At 62.3% G+C, this 15,696-nt stretch carries 10 protein-coding genes and 1 pseudogene; all 11 read left to right on the top strand.

Translation table 11 applies throughout. The annotated features are described in order from the left end of the window. Window position 1 precedes the first annotated feature (1 nt). A complete protein-coding gene (locus tag FQ705_RS05960) occupies window positions 2-1,846 on the top strand; it encodes a type VI secretion system Vgr family protein (protein WP_144138487.1) in 1,845 nt (614 codons plus the stop codon). Window positions 1,847-1,871: 25 nt separating this feature from the next. Further along, window positions 1,872-4,411, top strand: a pseudogene (locus FQ705_RS05955) (DUF2169 domain-containing protein). Then, window positions 4,408-5,520, top strand: a complete 1,113-nt coding sequence (locus tag FQ705_RS34910) for a pentapeptide repeat-containing protein (protein ID WP_144138486.1) — start codon at window positions 4,408-4,410, stop codon at window positions 5,518-5,520. The pseudogene FQ705_RS05955 and the gene FQ705_RS34910 overlap by 4 nt, the downstream one beginning before the upstream one ends. Further along, on the top strand, window positions 5,517-6,176 hold the full coding sequence (locus FQ705_RS05945) for a DUF3540 domain-containing protein (RefSeq protein ID WP_186307802.1): 660 nt from the start codon (window positions 5,517-5,519) through the stop codon (window positions 6,174-6,176). Before FQ705_RS34910 ends, FQ705_RS05945 begins: the two co-directional genes overlap by 4 nt. A gap of 9 nt (window positions 6,177-6,185) precedes the next feature. Then, on the top strand, window positions 6,186-6,575 hold the full coding sequence (locus tag FQ705_RS05940; RefSeq protein ID WP_144138484.1) for a DUF4150 domain-containing protein: 390 nt from the start codon (window positions 6,186-6,188) through the stop codon (window positions 6,573-6,575). A 7-nt stretch (window positions 6,576-6,582) separates the two neighbouring features. After that, window positions 6,583-7,101, top strand: coding sequence for a type VI secretion system lipoprotein TssJ (gene tssJ, locus FQ705_RS05935; protein ID WP_144138483.1), 519 nt, complete (start codon window positions 6,583-6,585; stop codon window positions 7,099-7,101). Then, a complete protein-coding gene (gene tssK / locus FQ705_RS05930) occupies window positions 7,101-8,468 on the top strand; it encodes a type VI secretion system baseplate subunit TssK (protein ID WP_144138482.1) in 1,368 nt (455 codons plus the stop codon). Before tssJ ends, tssK begins: the two co-directional genes overlap by 1 nt. A 25-nt stretch (window positions 8,469-8,493) precedes the next feature. Next, window positions 8,494-9,687 (top strand): type VI secretion system protein TssL, long form, encoded by a 1,194-nt coding sequence (gene tssL / locus FQ705_RS05925; RefSeq protein ID WP_144138481.1) that lies wholly within the window; start codon window positions 8,494-8,496, stop codon window positions 9,685-9,687. After that, window positions 9,684-13,073 (top strand): type VI secretion system membrane subunit TssM, encoded by a 3,390-nt coding sequence (gene tssM / locus FQ705_RS05920; RefSeq protein WP_144138480.1) that lies wholly within the window; start codon window positions 9,684-9,686, stop codon window positions 13,071-13,073. Before tssL ends, tssM begins: the two co-directional genes overlap by 4 nt. A 27-nt stretch (window positions 13,074-13,100) precedes the next feature. After that, window positions 13,101-14,192 carry an FHA domain-containing protein gene (locus FQ705_RS05915; RefSeq protein WP_144138479.1) on the top strand — a complete coding sequence of 364 codons (1,092 nt, stop codon included), beginning with the start codon at window positions 13,101-13,103 and terminating at the stop codon, window positions 14,190-14,192. Window positions 14,193-14,328: 136 nt separating this feature from the next. Next, complete coding sequence (locus FQ705_RS05910) at window positions 14,329-15,627, top strand: HlyC/CorC family transporter (protein WP_144138478.1); 1,299 nt, start codon at window positions 14,329-14,331, stop codon at window positions 15,625-15,627. The last annotated feature ends 69 nt before the right edge of the window (window positions 15,628-15,696 follow it).

The raw sequence follows: 15,696 nt of genomic DNA, 5'->3' as shown, positions 1-15,696 counted from the left end.
CATGAACCACATCATTACTGCTCACACGCCGCTTGATCCGGACATGCTCAAGTTTCGCTCGCTGGAGGGTGAGGAGTCGCTGTCGTCGCTGTATGAATTCAAGGTGGAACTGGTCAGCCACTCGGTATCGATCGAGATGAATGACCTGCTCGGCAAACCGCTGACGCTGGAGATCGCAACGGTCGACGGTAGCGTGCGCTATCTCGGCGGCCATATCGTGCATTGCGCGCTCACAGGCCGAGAAACCCTTACGTCGCGGACCTATGTCTACACGGTCACGCTGCGTCCCTGGCTCTGGTACCTGACCAGGACCGAAGACTGTCGTAGTTTCCAGAATCTGTCGGTGGTGGACATTCTGCGAAGCGTGTTCGAGACCTATGGATTCCAGGTCGACGAGCGATTACTCGCCAGCTATCGCAGCTGGGAGTACTGCGTCCAATACCAGGAGAGCGACTTCGCGTTTGTCAGCAGGTTAATGGAGCAGGAAGGCATCTACTACTACTTCCGCCATGAAGCGGACCAGCAGGTGCTTGTCCTCGTCGACGACATGAGTGCCCACGATCCGCTGCCCGGTTACGCAATGCTGCCCTATCTGCCGCCCGACCGGGTTGCATTGTCCGTTGAAGAGGGCGTGGACCAATGGCATCCGGCAACCGAACTCTGTTCAGGTGCCTACGTCGTCGACGATTACGACTTCAGGAAGCCGCGCGCCGATCTGTCACAGCGGCGCGCCAATCCGCTAAACGCCGAACACGGTGCTTATGGCAAGTACCAGTGGCAAGGCGGTTATATCGAAGCGGACCAGGGCGAGCACTACGCTCGCGTTCGGCTTGAGGAACAACAGGCGGGACACGCACGCATTCATGCGCACTCGCGCTTGCGCGCCATCGCACCAGGCTATCTGTTCACACTGAAAGACTATCCAAGGCAGGAGGAAAACCGCGTTTACCTTGTAGTCGGCGTGAACTACCGTCTGCAGGAAGGTGGCTATGTCACCGGCAGCAGTGACGCCCGCTACGACTTCGATTTCGTCGCGCAGCCTGCCTCTTTGGCTTTTCGAGCTCCGAGTGCCACCCCCGCGCCCAGGGCCTCCGGTCCGCAAACCGCCGTCGTAGTGGGGCCGGCGGGTCAGGATATCTGGACCGATCAATACGGTCGGGTGAAATTGCAATTTCGCTGGGACCGTTACGGCAAGCGCGACGAAAACAGCTCGTGCTGGGTGCGCGTGTCGAGCGTATGGGCCGGCAGTCAGTATGGCGGCGTTCATATTCCTCGCATCGGTCAGGAGGTCGTGGTGGATTTCCTGAACGGCCAACTCGATCGGCCGCTCGTGACCGGTCGCATTTATAACGCCGATCAGATGCCGCCTTTCGCCCTGCCGGCAGCCGCGACTCAAAGCGGCTTCGTCACGCGCACTCCCGGCGGCTCCCATGAGAACGCGAACATGCTTCGCTTCGAAGACAAGCCAGGCGCGGAACAGATGTGCCTGCATGCCGAGCGTGACTACGACGTGTCGGTCGAGAACGACGCCACGGAAAGCGTCGGCGGCAATTCGGCCACGGTGGTCAACGGCAACTCCACCGCAATCGTCCTGGGAACGCAGGAATCGTTCGTCTTCAACCAGATCGGCGTGCTCGGTACGGGATTCGGCGTAGTCGGCTCGACGATGGACGCGCTCGGATCGGTCGTGACGACGGTGGGCTCCAGTGTCGGCGCAACCGGCTCGAGCGTCAGCGCTACAGGCAACTCCGGGTCATCGACCGGAACCTCGGTCAGCAGCACCGGCTTGAGCGTTTCGGCAACGGGGGTGTCGTACAACACCGTCGGCCTGTCCGTCACGTTTTAACGCCAGCCACGCCAACCGATTCGATATGAAAATTATCAAGCCTACGCCCCTTGGCATACTCACGCGTTCTTACCGATCAGCGGGCTGTGAACATCTCGGCGTGGCCGTCCCGGTGATGGCGACACTCGGTGAGATGCCGCATCTCGTCAGCGAATCCGAATTGTGGGATACGGTCGGCGAAGAGCTGATGGGTTACCCGCTCGACGCTGCGTTGCCCAAACCTCACGCGGAATTTCTCGTCTCCGCGCACGCCTACGGCAAGTATTGCGAGGGCACGCACACTTGCCACGTCGGTATCCGTTTCGGGGGGATCGAAAAACGGCTGCGTGTGTCCGGTGACCGCGAGTGGAACGGCGACTCACCAACAGTATCGCGTCGATTCGAATCATTGCCGCTCGACTGGCCGCTTGCGTATGGTGGCGCGGGATATCCGGACAATCCAGTGGGACGTGGATTCTCCGACGCATCCATAGACGGCAAAAGCGAGAAACCGCAACCGCTCCCCAACCTCGAATACGCGACGACCACTCTTGGCTCTCGCAAGCAAACCGCCGCGCCGGCAGCCTATACGCCGGTTGCCCCGGCTTGGCCACAGCGCAACCAGTTCTATGGCCAACTCGATCAGCAATGGCTCGAGGAAGACTGTCCCGGCTTTCCGCGCACGATGGATCGACGCTATTTCAATATCGCGCCACCAGATCAGCAATTGCCTGAGCACGCCGCCTTGCCCGACGGCGTCGAGTACGAGATTGCGCATATGCATCCCGAGCGAGAAGTCATCACCGGCGCTTGCCGCCGCTGCGCGTCCGCTGTTTCGTTCAACGGGTAAGCGAAAACACCCTGAACGAGGTGCCTATGCGCCTGACAACAGCATGGTTCATTCCGCATCGCGAGCGAGTGGTGATGATCTTCCACGGCACGGTAGCGATCGAGGAATTCGATGCGCAAGATGTGGCCAGTTTGTTGATCGGCGCTGAATCGAGTCTGGAAGCCAGGTCCCTCGCACATTATCGTCGCGTATTCGACCTGCGCATGGACCGCAACCGCGGCGCCTTGCACGCACTTCGTGACTGCGATCTCATGCCGGAGTCGATGCTCGTACAAGCCGAAGACACGAGCGAAGCCAACGCGGCCCCGACCCGAGGCGCGTTGCAGCGCAATCTTCTGCATCGTGCTCAACAGGAGGCCGACCGGGTCGCCGTCTCCGCTCGATCCCTAAGCGGCCGCTTAGCACCCGTCGCTTTCGCGATCGCGCCCGAGTCGGCGCGGCCGCCTCGTGTCGAGGAATTGGCGGAGTTCGTGCAACATCAAGAGCAACTCGCCGACCAACAACTCTGCGCTTTGGAAACGGCGCGTCGCGAAATCGAAACGAAATATGCAGCGCGATGCCCGCAACCTCAACCCCGACACGGCCTACCCAAGCTGTCTCTCGACGGCGCGCACGCAGGGCAGTTCAATCGCATCGACCTGCAAGACCTGGTGCGCGATGCCAACCGCAAACTGCGCTCAACCTACCTGCACACGGCGCATCATCAGGATGCGGCGCCGCGCCTCGAGGCGGCCGCGGCACACGCTGTGCGCGAGCGCGTCGCCGCCATGTACGCGAATGGCGAATCGCTAGCGAACCTCGATCTGACGGGCGCCGATCTGAGCGGCATGAGTCTGCGCGGCGCGCTGTTCGACGGAGCCCTGCTGGAAAGCGCCGACCTGACCGGCGCCGATCTCACCGGCGCCACCTTGAGCTCAGCGGTGCTGGTGCGCGCCACGCTCGTGCGAACTTCGTTAGCTGGGGCGCGCCTGGACAACGCCAACCTGTCGCTCGCTCAATGCGACGACACAGATTTCAGCGGTGCCACACTCGACCGCGGCCTGTTCGAGCGCACGCAATTCAAGCGGTGCAAGTTTCCGCGCGCATCGATCCAAGGGGCCCGATTCACCGATTGTCGTTTCGATATGGTCAATTTCCGGGAAGCCACGCTAAGCGACCTCGTCTTCGTCGAACAGGTTTTCCAGGACGTCGATTTCGGCCAGGCACGTATCCGCAAACTCGCTTTCATCCAATGTCAGATCGAACGCGTCAGTTTTTCGAGAGCAGACATCGTGGGCTTCGGCCTTGTCGAAACGCTCGCCCACGACATCCGGTTCGATCGGGCGATCTTGAGCAAAGCCTGTTTCGTGAAAGACACCGTGCTGGAACGAGCGGACTTTGCTGGAGCCGTCCTCAGCGAAGTGAATCTGCGCCAGGCCCGCGCGAACGGCGCCAGTTTCAATGGCGCCCGGATCAGCCAAAGCGACTTCTCCGACGCCAGCCTGCAAGCAGCGGACTTGCAGGACATGAAGCTCATCAACGGCTACATGGTGCGCACCGATTTAAGCGGCGCCAACCTCGCTCGGGCTGATCTGATCGGCGCCCATCTCAGGCGAGCGATTCTGCCGCACGCGAATTTGCGAGAGGCGAACCTGTTCCGCGCCAACCTCGCAGAAACGTCGCTGGATCACACCACTCGACTCGACGGTGCGTATCTGGAACAAGCCGTCACGCACCCGTCGGCGAGGCGGTCATGAGTCTGGATGCCATCCAACTGCAACGCATGATCGGCAACGGCGAAATCGTCGAGCAACGCTCGCTGGGGGCGCTCGTGCTCGATCAATTCGATCTATCGGGCGGAATCTTCGCCAACGTCATTTTCACCGGAACACGACTCGCGCGCGCACGACTCACCGACTGCGTGTTCAACGAATGCGTGTTCATCGATGTCGATTTCTCCGGCGCCAATCTATCTCACAGCGTCTTCCTGAAAGGCGAATTGGTCCGTACGAGCTTCGCCGGAAGCACACTCGACGATTGCCGGTTGAATGGCCTACGCGCAGCCGCCACGCGCTTTTCGGATGTGCGCGCCACACGCGCCGCGTTTCTGACATGCGAGCTAAGCGACTGCTGGTTCGATTCGGCGCAACTCACGCGCGCGCTCTTCGATGAAACGTCCATGCAAGGTGCCAGCTTCACTGCCACGGTCAATCGCCAAGTCCTTTTCCACCGAACCGATTTGCGCGCAGTGGACTTTGCACGCTCGCATTTCGACAACGCCGTATTCAGCGAATCCAATCTCGCGGGCCAGGTTTTTCGCGGACAGATATTCCGGAAGTGTCAATTCATCGGAGCGGACCTGCGCCGCGCCGACTTCACCGCCGCGCAGATGCCGCATTGCAATTTTCAGGCCGCTGCACTCGAGCATGCCGTCATGGATGAGGTAGACGCGCCATTCGCCAATTTCTTCGGTGCGAATGCGGGCGGTCTGCAGTGCCGCGGTGCGCGCTTTGCTCGTAGCATCTGGGCTGAGGCGGACGTCAATGGGGCAGATTTCTCCGACACCGATTTGGCCGGCGCCGTATTCCATGGTGCCGACGCGAGCGACTCGCGCTTCATTCACGCACGGCTCGAAGACGCGGATTTTTCGTCGGCCCAACTGACCGGTGCCGACTTTACACAAGCAAGATTCGAACGAACCCGCTTTCATGGCGCGCGCGCCGCCTTGGACAGCGACGCATGCGAACCGCCTTGGCAAGGCCGCATCGGCGTCGCCGACGCCGATGCGGCTCTGTGCGCTGCCGAAGCTTGGTCGGCGCAACGGGACGCACGCCGGACGCCCATCGAGCCCACGGAGCCCACATGAAATCAACGTTCGCAGATTTGAGAACATCGCAGCCAGAGCTAAGCGGCGAAACCCTCGGCACGATCCGGAGCCGCTTACGCGACGACAGGCTGTTGGTATCGTGCGGCGACGCCAGGCTCACCTGCCGACGCGCCCATAGCTGCCTGCTCGAACCCGAGATCGGCGATCGCGTCTTGATCAGCCGCGTCGATCCGCAACACCCGTACGTGTTGGCCATTCTCGAGCGCCCATACGCAAGCGCAGCGCGCATTCACATCGACGGCGATCTGACGTTCGAATCGAACGGCACGGTGCGCTTCAATGCGGCACAAGGCATTCATCTGCATGGCGAAAACGAGGTGAAGGTGCACGGCAACCATCTCGAACTGAACGTCGACGAAGCCGATTTGATCGTTAAAAAAACATCACTTCATTGCGTCGAACTGCAAGGCTGGATCGGCGCGTTGCGGCTGATCGGAAAGACCCTGGAAACAGTCGTCGAACGCGTCGTGCAAATCAGCAAGGCGAGCTTCCGCACGGTCGAAACCGTCGACCACGTGCGCTCGGCGCATCTTGACTACGCCGCCTCCGCAAGCGTGCGTCTGCATGGCAAGCACGCGTTGCTGACCGCCGAGCGCCTGTCGAAGATCGACGCCCAGCATATCCATCTCGGCTAGGAGAATCGCATGGTCATGGTCAATTCAAGCGCAGGCGGCACCAACGACGCGATCAGCGTCAACAGAACGCCACCGGTCGGCGTGCCCGTCGCCTACGACAACAATGCACAGCGCGTGCAAGCCATCCCGAACGTCAGCAACATTCTCATTGCCGGCGCCCCCGCGCACAATCTGGCGACGCTCATTCCGGTCACCAGTGGCGACGCAGCCGGATCGATGGGTGGCGTCGCGTCCGGCACGGTGTGCTCGACCTCGCGCAACATCAACGGCGCCAATACGGTCCTGCTGCACGGCATGCCGACCACCCGCATGAGCGACCCCACGCAGCAGAACGCGACGAATGCCGTCGGCACCGGCACCTCGCCCAGCCAGACGCACATTCTGAATCTGGCGGCTTGACCCACGCATGGTCGACCCGAAATGGCGTGCGCTGACCGCGATAACCGTGGCAATCCTGCTAGTGGGCTGTTCGTCGACGTCCCAGAGCACGGACACGCCCTGTGACCTCTACCTCAACGCAAGTTCACGCGTGAATCCGGACAGCAACGCGAGGCCCGCGCCGATTCTCGTCGGCATCTATGGCCTGAAATCGACTGCGGCATTCGAGGCAGGCGGTTTCTCCGCTCTGCAGGACAACGCCAAAACGACCTTGGGCGACGACCTCGTTTCGTTCGAACAGGTGATCCTCTTGCCGGGCGAACACCGGTTGATCCAGCGGACGGCCAGCGCGCAGACACGCGCACTGGGCATCGTCGCCGGCTATCGCGAGCTGAACGGAAGCGTCTGGAAAACCACCCTTGCACTGCCTGCCCGCGACGGCACCAGCATTTTTTCATTCCGGCCGTTCTCGCCAGAACAACTCACGGTGCGCGTAAAACTCAACGAAAACGGCCTCGCCGTCGAAGCCCTGGATCGGACCCATTGATGAACCACGCCAATTTTCCGCCGAAGGACGCAGGCGCTTTGCGCAGCAAGGTTGTCTGGTCGGAGGGCATGTATCTTCGGCCACAGCATTTCCAGCAATTCGAGCGCTACCTCGAAAGCTATGTCTACTTGCGCTGTCTCGGATTGCAGAGCGCATTCTGGGGCTTCGCGAGTATCGAGATCGATCACGAGATGCTCGCGTTGGGCAAGGTGTCGCTGTCGATGGCGCAAGGCGTGTTTCCCGATGGCACGCCATTTCTGCTCACCGGCGCCGACGAACTACCCGCACCGCTCGACATCCCGGCCGCAGTCAACGACGAGGTCGTGATGCTCGCGTTGCCGCTCAAAAGACCGGGCGGCGAAGACACCCTTTTCGAAGAGCAGACCGGTTCACTGGCGCGTTACAGCGCGTACGCGCGCGAGATCGCCGACGGCAACGCCGTTGCGCTGGGACCAGCCTGCGTGCAGATCGCCCGCCCACGGGTGCGGCTCGCGCTCGCGTCGGAACTCGGCAGCGAATGGCAGGCGATCGGCTTGTTGCGCGTCGTGGAACGACGCAGCGACAACCATCTGGTGCTCGACAAACATTACATCCCGCCGATGCTGATCGCCGATCAGCATGCCGTGCTCGCCAACTACATCAGCGAATTGCATGGGCTGCTCGAACAGCGCGGCGACGCATTGGCGCAGCGCCTGTCGCGAGCGGGGCGCGGCGGCGTTTCGGAGGTCGCGGATTTTTTACTGCTCGCTCTGATCAACCGCGCTCAAGCCGACACCTGGCACGCGTGCGCACGCGGCCGAAGCCATCCCGAGCAACTGTTTCAGCAATGGCTGCGGCTCGCCTTCGATTTGTGCACTTACACAACGGACGAACGCCGCCCCACGGTTCGCCCCGAGTACCGGCACGACGATCTGCAACACAGCTTCATGCCCCTGATGGCCGAATTGCGACGGGCCTTGTCGACGGTACTTGAACAGAATGCGGTCGCCATCGAACTACAGGAACGCGCTCATCGCGTGTGGGTCGCGCGGATTCCAAGTCCGGATCTGATTCGCCACGCCGGCTTCGTTCTCGCGGTGCACGCCGATCTGCCCGCCGAGACGATGCGTGCGCGCTATCCGGCACAGGTCAAGATCGGCCCCGCCGAGCGGCTTTCCGATCTCGTGAATCTGCATCTTCCCGGCATCGCGCTACGCGTGCTACCGGTCGCGCCCCGGCAGATTCCCTATCACGCTGGCTACCACTACTTCGAACTGGATACGGGTGGCGAACTCTGGAAACAACTAGAGAAATCCAGTGGTCTCGCTTTGCATGTCGCCGGCGATCTGCCAGGTCTGACCATGGAATGTTGGGCGATTCGCGGTTGACGCCACGCGCACCGACTAAAAATCTATGCAACCCTCCGATCCGACTGCCCGCAATTCACTCGTCGCCGCCGCGAATCCGCTGCTGGATTTGCTTGCGCAAATTCGCACGAGCACAGCGTTAGCGCCCGAGCGGCTACGCGACTATCTGGTCGATCAGATCCGGCAGTTTCAGTCCCGTGCCCAACAGGCGGGGATTGCTGTCGAGACGATCGTCGGCGCCCGCTATTGTCTGTGCACGACGCTCGACGAAGCAGCGGCGCTCGCACCCTGGGGCGGCGGTGGCGTGTGGTCGACGCACAGTCTGCTGGTTGCATTTCACAACGAGACCTGGGGCGGCGAAAAGTTTTTCCAGTTGCTGGCGCGGCTGTCCGCCAGTCCGCGCGAGCACCGCCACTTGCTCGAACTGCAGTATTACTGCCTGGTGCTGGGTTTTCAGGGGCGCTACCGTGTCACCGAGAACGGCGCCGCACAGCTTGAAACGCTCACGCGGCGGCTGCACAAACTGCTGCACGAAATCGGTCGTGGCTATGGGCAAGCGCTGTCGCCGGCGTGGCAAGCAGACGACCGCGCGTCGGCGGTCGCGATGCGTCGCGGGTGGCCGATTTGGATATGGCTGCCGAGCGCCTGTGCAAGCGCCGTGGCGGGTTACATCGGCTTCGCGTCCATATTGGGCGCACACGCGGATCGCACCGACGCGGCCATCAACGCGATGCGGCTTCCCGATGTAGGCGGCCTCGCGCAGGGCACATCGACCACGCTGCAGCAAAGGCTGGCTGCTGATCTGCGCAGCGGCGCGCTTGCCGTGCGCGGCGAAGCCGATCGGGATGTGATCGCGATGCGCGGCGATGCCTTGTTCGATTCCGGATCCGCTGTCGCCAATCGCACTCTTCTGCCAGTACTCGCCCGTGTCGCCAACGCACTCAACCAGCTTGACGGCGAGATCGTGATTACCGGGCATACCGACAATCAGCCGATTCGCGATCGCCACTTCGCGTCGAATCTCGCGCTGTCGCAGGCCCGCGCCGCCGCAGTCGCCCAATGGTTGCGTGCGGCAGGACTCGATCCGAGCCGCACGCTCTCGGCAGTCGGACGCGGCGACGCGGAACCCGTGGACAACAATCTGACGGCAGTGGGTCGCGCCCACAATCGGCGGGTCGAAATCATGGTGTTCCCCGTCGGACAAGACCGCCAGAACCTCTCTCAGGCGACGCCCCGATGATTTTCCTCCGACGCTTGTTTGCACGCCGACGCGAAAGACGAACCGCGATACGCGAGCGCACCGACTCGAGCGGTCACGGTGAAGCCATCGCTGAGTTGCGCATCCGCTTTCGCGAGGCGCAGCATCTGCTGCGTCGTGCCAGCTCGTCTGGAGGCAGGCTCGGCGCGTGCCTCGACCGGCTAAGCGGCGCATACACGTACCGCCTGCCCTGGTATCTCGTGGTCGGTGGCGGCGCGGCGGGCAAGACATCCGCGCTCGCCAACAGCGGCCTCGAACTGTCGATGGTCGAGCAGGCCACGCGCGCCGCCGGTCGTGTCGAGCCCACGCGTCAATGCGACTGGTGGTTTTGCAACGACGCCGTGCTCGTCGATACGCCGGGCCACTATCTGATTGCTGCTGACGACACCGCACGCCGCGGCGCCGAATGGGGCGAATTGCTCGCGTTGCTGCGCAAACACCGACGTCGGCAGCCGGTCAATGGCGTGCTGTTGACGGTCGGCGTCGACGAACTGGTCGCGCTGAGCGAACCGGAGCGTGTGGCCTACGCCACGCGTTTGCGCCAGCCATTGCAATTGATGCAGACGAGGCTCGACCTGCGCGTGCCGATCTACGTGTGTTTCACGAAAATGGACCGTATCTGCGGCTTCAGCGACTATTTTTCGAGCCTGAATCGCGACGGCCGCGCGCAGGTGTGGGGCACGACTTTCTCGCGTGACGCCGCGACCGCCAATCATGCTTTCGGCCATGCGTTCGACGCCTTGACCCAGCGCCTGCACGAAGGACTACGCGATGTCCTGATCGCCGACCCCGACCGCGACAGCCGCGCGCGCGCTTTCCTGTTTCCTCAACAGTTCGCGAGTCTGCGAGAGAGTCTGGACGACTTCTGTACGGCGCTGTTTCGTCCATCGCGCCTGGAGACCAATCTGCAGTTGCGAGGCGTTTATTTCACCAGCGCGCGGCAGGACACGGCGGTGATCGATCGCGTACTCGACCCCGTCAGAGCGCAATTGCAGATCGCAGCGGCACAACCGTCGGCGCACACCGGATCGGGACGCGAGCATGGCTACTTCCTCCAACAGCTGCTAAGCAAGGCGCTATTCGCTGACGCTGGATTCGCCGAGGTCAGCCGCGCGTTGCGTCGGCGGCGACGGATCGTCCACGCAGCAATGGCTCTGCTCACTGGTGGGATCGTGCTGGCTTTGTTGATCGGCTGGACCAACAGCTATCTGAACAACCGCGCCTATCTCGACGAAGTGAACTCGCGTGTTGCCGCTTTCAATCGGCAGGCAGCCCGCCCGGTCGCGTCGAGCGTCGGCGCCATGACGCCACTTGTGCCGCTGCTCGATGCACTGCAAGACCTGCCACGCAGCGAGCGGTTCGAGATCGGTGCGCCGACGTCGCTGCGCTACGGCATGGGCCTGTATCAGGGCCAAAGAATCCGCGCCGCTAGCGACGCAATGTATCGCAGGGCACTCGCCGAAAAGCTGCTGCCGCAAGCAGCCGTTCACCTCGAGTCGATACTGGCCAATGCGCCGCTCACCGATCCCGAGTACGCTTACGACGCGCTCAAGGCCTATCTCATGCTTCACGACGTCGCGCACTACGACGGCAATTTCCTCGCCGCCTGGCTGATGCTCGATGCAGAGAAGACGCTGCCGTCGAACGTCGGGGCAGACGAACGCGCGCGACTCGAAGCGCATCTGACCAACCTGTTCGAACCGCGTCCCGTCACTTCGTCTTTTGTGCTCGACGCGCCGCTCGTCGGCGCCGTGCGTGAGCGGCTCGCGCATGAACCGCTGGCACAGCGTGCATACCATCTAATACGCCGTGAATTGTTGCGCACGATGCAAGGTGCGCCGATCACCGTCGTCAGTGCGGGCGGTCCGCAGGCCGCGCTGGTTTTCCGGCGCGCGAGCGGCAAGCCGCTGACCGAGGGCATCAACCGCCTGTACACCTACCACGGTTACCGGGACGTGTTCGACGGCCGCGTGATCGGCGCCGTATCGAAGCTGCGCGAAGAGGAACCCTGGGTACTCGGTATCGACGCGACGCCGGGCATCGACAATCAGCGTATCGCCCTCGAAGTCAGACGAGCGTATTTCGACGACTATATCGACGTGTGGGACAGCTACCTCAGTGATTTGACCTTGATCGCCAGCAAGTCGATCGCGCAAAGCACACAGATCGCGCGCACGCTGTCGGCGCCCGATTCACCGCTCAAACAGTTTTTGTCGACTGCCGCCAACGAGACCCACCTGCTGCGCTCGCGTAAAGCGCCGGATAAGCAAGCTGCGACCGGCGGAATTCGGAGGCGCATCGGCGAGGCAAGACGATCGCTCGTCGCAATGTTCGGGAACGCTGCGATGGCCGACTCGCAGCAACCGGTGAGCGACGAGCGGCCTGAAGCCGTGGTCGACAATCATTTCGAACCGCTGCGGCGACTCGTGGCCTCGACCGATGGCGCCCCCAGTGGCGCAGGTGGTGCGCCGCTAGACAGCAGTCTGCGAATAGTCGACCAGTTGTACAGCTATCTGACATCGGCGGGCGCGGCTTTGAACGACGGCAGCCCGCCACCGCAAACCGACGTGTTCAACACCCTTCAAGCCGACGCGGGACGCCTGCCCGTACCGCTGCGCGACATATTCAGCGACTTGTCGCGCACCGGTTCGGCGCAAATCAGCGGTGCCACGCGCGCGAATCTGACGCAGGATGCGCAGGGCAGCATTGGGCGCCTGTGCCAACATATGATCGCCGGACGCTATCCGTTCGCGCGTAATTCGCCCCGCGACGTCGCGCTCGACGATTTCTCGAAACTGTTCGCACCGGGTGGCCTGATGGACAGTTTCTTTCAGAAGAACCTGACATCGCAGATCGACATCAGCGGCAGCCGCTGGCGCTTCCGACGCAATGCGACCGGCACCACGTCAAGCGACGCCCGCCTCGCGGGTTCGTTCCAGAATGCCGACCTGATCCGCACGGTATTTTTCTCCGGCACTGCCACGGTACCTTCGCTGCAGGTCGAGTTGACGCCGCTCGACCTGGACCCGGGCATCGCTCAGTACACGCTGGATGTCGACGGCCAGACGATCCGCTATGCACACGGCCCGCAAATTCCCACCACTTTGAAATGGCCCAATCTCGGCGGCACGGGTCTCGTCAGCTTGCAAATCAGCTCGCCGACCGGCACCGATGGCTTACAGACACAAGGCCCCTGGGCGCTCTATCGCATGCTCGACAAGGCTCGCATCACACCGGGTGCGACGCCCGAAAGCTTCATCGCCAGCTTCGATTTCCACGGTCGCAAGCTCTCGCTGCGAGTCACCGCGAGCAGCAGTTACAACCCGTTCCGACTGCCCCAGATAGACGCGTTTTCGTGTCCGTCGTAACGCCACTCACGATGAGGACGCTTCGCCATGCCTTCTTCCTGTCTTCGCTTGACGATCCTCGCGTGCCACGGTCGGGCCGTCGCCAACGATCAGGGCACGATCTTCGATGCGGCAGGCGGCTCGATCGGCTGCGCCAGCGACAACCAGCTGACGCTGTCCGACGACGATGGCACGGTGGCCCAACGCCACGCGTTCGTCAGCGCGACGAGTGACGGCGGGCGCCTGCTCAACACCAGCGAGCATGCGGGAATTGCCGTCAACGGCAAACTGGTCGCGCCTCGCGAGGAGATGGAATTGCAGGCGGGCGACATCGTCAATATCGGCGCCTATGTCTTGCAGGCTTGGGCGAGCGCTGCGCAACCGGCGTGGCGCTTGCCGACTGGGACTGCGCTAACCGGCCCGCTCGATCTCACCCAAGCTGCAGCCATCGCGTCCAATCCCCTGCAACGAACGACGCCGCCGCCCGTGCGGGCCGACGACCTACCAATCGAAGGTGGACCGCCGGAGTCCCTGCACGATCTGCTCGACACGCCGCTGGACCCACTCGCGTTGTTCGGTGCGCCAACATCGCACTGGCAGAGCACGCGTTGGAACGATGCGACGTGGCCTGAAGCGGCTCCCTCGAACCTGTTCGCCGACCTCGTTCCCGCGGGGCAGCCAGCCTCGGCATTCGGCGGACTGCAGGCAGACAACGCGCCCGGCTATGCAATTCGGGACGACACACCCGAATTCGACGGCCATCTGCGCCTGAAAATCGTCCCGACGACAGAATCGGCGGCGTTCGATGCCCCGGCCGCGCGAAGGATTAGTCCGGACACGCCACCGACCGGCTACGGCGGCGCCTTTGGACGGTCGAAGAAAGGCTCGGCCTGCATCGTGCGCGTCACCATACCGGACTGCAGCGTCAACACGCAGACGCCGATCGTGCCGTCGCGGAGCCAGCCGATCGCCGAACACGAACCCTCGACGACACCGTTCGTTCTTGCCCTTGCGCAAGCCTTCCTGAACGGCGCGGGCGTTGAACCCAACGTAGCAGCGACAGCCGGCTTTACTCCGGAATACATGCACGCATTAGGCACCTGGGTCCGGGCGTTGCAACTGCAAACCGGTCAAAAGTAAAAATAGCCGTTCGATCAAGCTCGAGGAATGGCGCGGTCGAGCACCCCCGTTCGCGCCCACGCTCCGCGCCCCGCAAGGCTCCGCCGCGGCCCCTCTGCTATATTCTCTCCATCCTTTCCCCTATCTTTCACGACGCGTGGAACAACTTCCCTTATGGGCGCAGATCGGCGCCGTCTGTCTGCTGCTGATCTGCTCCAGCTTCTTTTCGATTTCCGAAACGGCGATGATGGCCCTCAACCGCCATCGCCTGAAACATCTTGCCAATCAGAACGCGCTCGGTGCCAAGACCACCCAAGGTCTGCTGGCGCGCACCGATCAGCTACTGAGCGTCGTGCTGATCGGCAACAATCTGTTCAATACGATCATTCCGGTGCTGACCACGTCGATCGCGCTGCACACGTTCGGCCGCAATAACGTGGTGCTGTCGATCGCGACCGGCATTGTCGCGTTCCTGATCATCGTGTTCGCGGAGATCACGCCGAAAATCGTCGGCGCCACCTTTCCCGAGAAAATCGCGCTGCCCGCCAGTTTGCTGATCGCGCCGATGATGCGGGTCGCCAAGCCGCTCGTCTGGTTCGTCAACCTGTTCGCGAACGGCATCTTGCGTGTGCTGCATATCAATACCAAAGGCGCTCACGATCAACGGCTTTCCACCGAAGAACTGCGCAGCATCGTGCTCGAGTCCGGCAGTTTCATGCCGACCAAGCACCGCAGCATTCTGCTGAACCTGTTCGACCTCGAAAACATTTCCGTCGACGACGTGATGATCCCGCGCCGCCGCATCGAAGCGCTCGATTTCGACGCGCCGTTCGAACAGATCCTTCACCAACTCGAGACCTGCTATCACAACAAGCTGGTCGTCTACCAAGGCGATATCGATCGCGTGCTGGGCGTGCTGCATGTTCGCAAGACGCTCGCCGCGCTCCACAATCAGGAACTGGAGCGCGAGACGCTGCGTGAACTGCTGGCCGAGCCGTACTTCGTGCCGAGCGGGACGCCCGTGTTCCAGCAACTGCAATACTTCCAGGAGAGCCGGCATCGCACGGCGCTGGTCGTGAACGAATACGGCGAACTGCAAGGGCTCGTCACGCCGGAAGACATCATCGAAGAGCTGATCGGCGAATTCACGACCTCGATTCCGCGTAGCGCCAACTCGCGCGGCGGCTGGAACGAAAGCGGCGAATGCATCGTGGCGGGCAGCATGCCGCTGCGCGAACTGAACCGTTGGCTGCTACTCAAGCTGCCCACCGACGGACCCAAAACGCTCAACGGCCTGATCCTCGAAATCCTCGAAGACATTCCCGACGGCGACGTCTGTGTGCAGATCGGCGAAGTCAAACTCGAGGTCATGCGCAGCGACGACCAGGCAATTCGCACCGTCAAACTGTTCAGGCCGCCCGTGCGCACCAAAGCCGGCAAGGCAGTGCTCGGCTAAGTTCGACAACCACGATCAGCATCGCACACGCGTATTGGCCGCGCCATTAGCCGTTTGGCTGAATGGCAC

Source organism: Paraburkholderia sp. BCC1884 (genome assembly GCF_900996225.1).
GTDB lineage: Bacteria > Pseudomonadota > Gammaproteobacteria > Burkholderiales > Burkholderiaceae > Paraburkholderia.
Note: the sequence above shows the minus strand (reverse complement) of the source record. Positions and strands in the feature narration are given on the sequence as shown.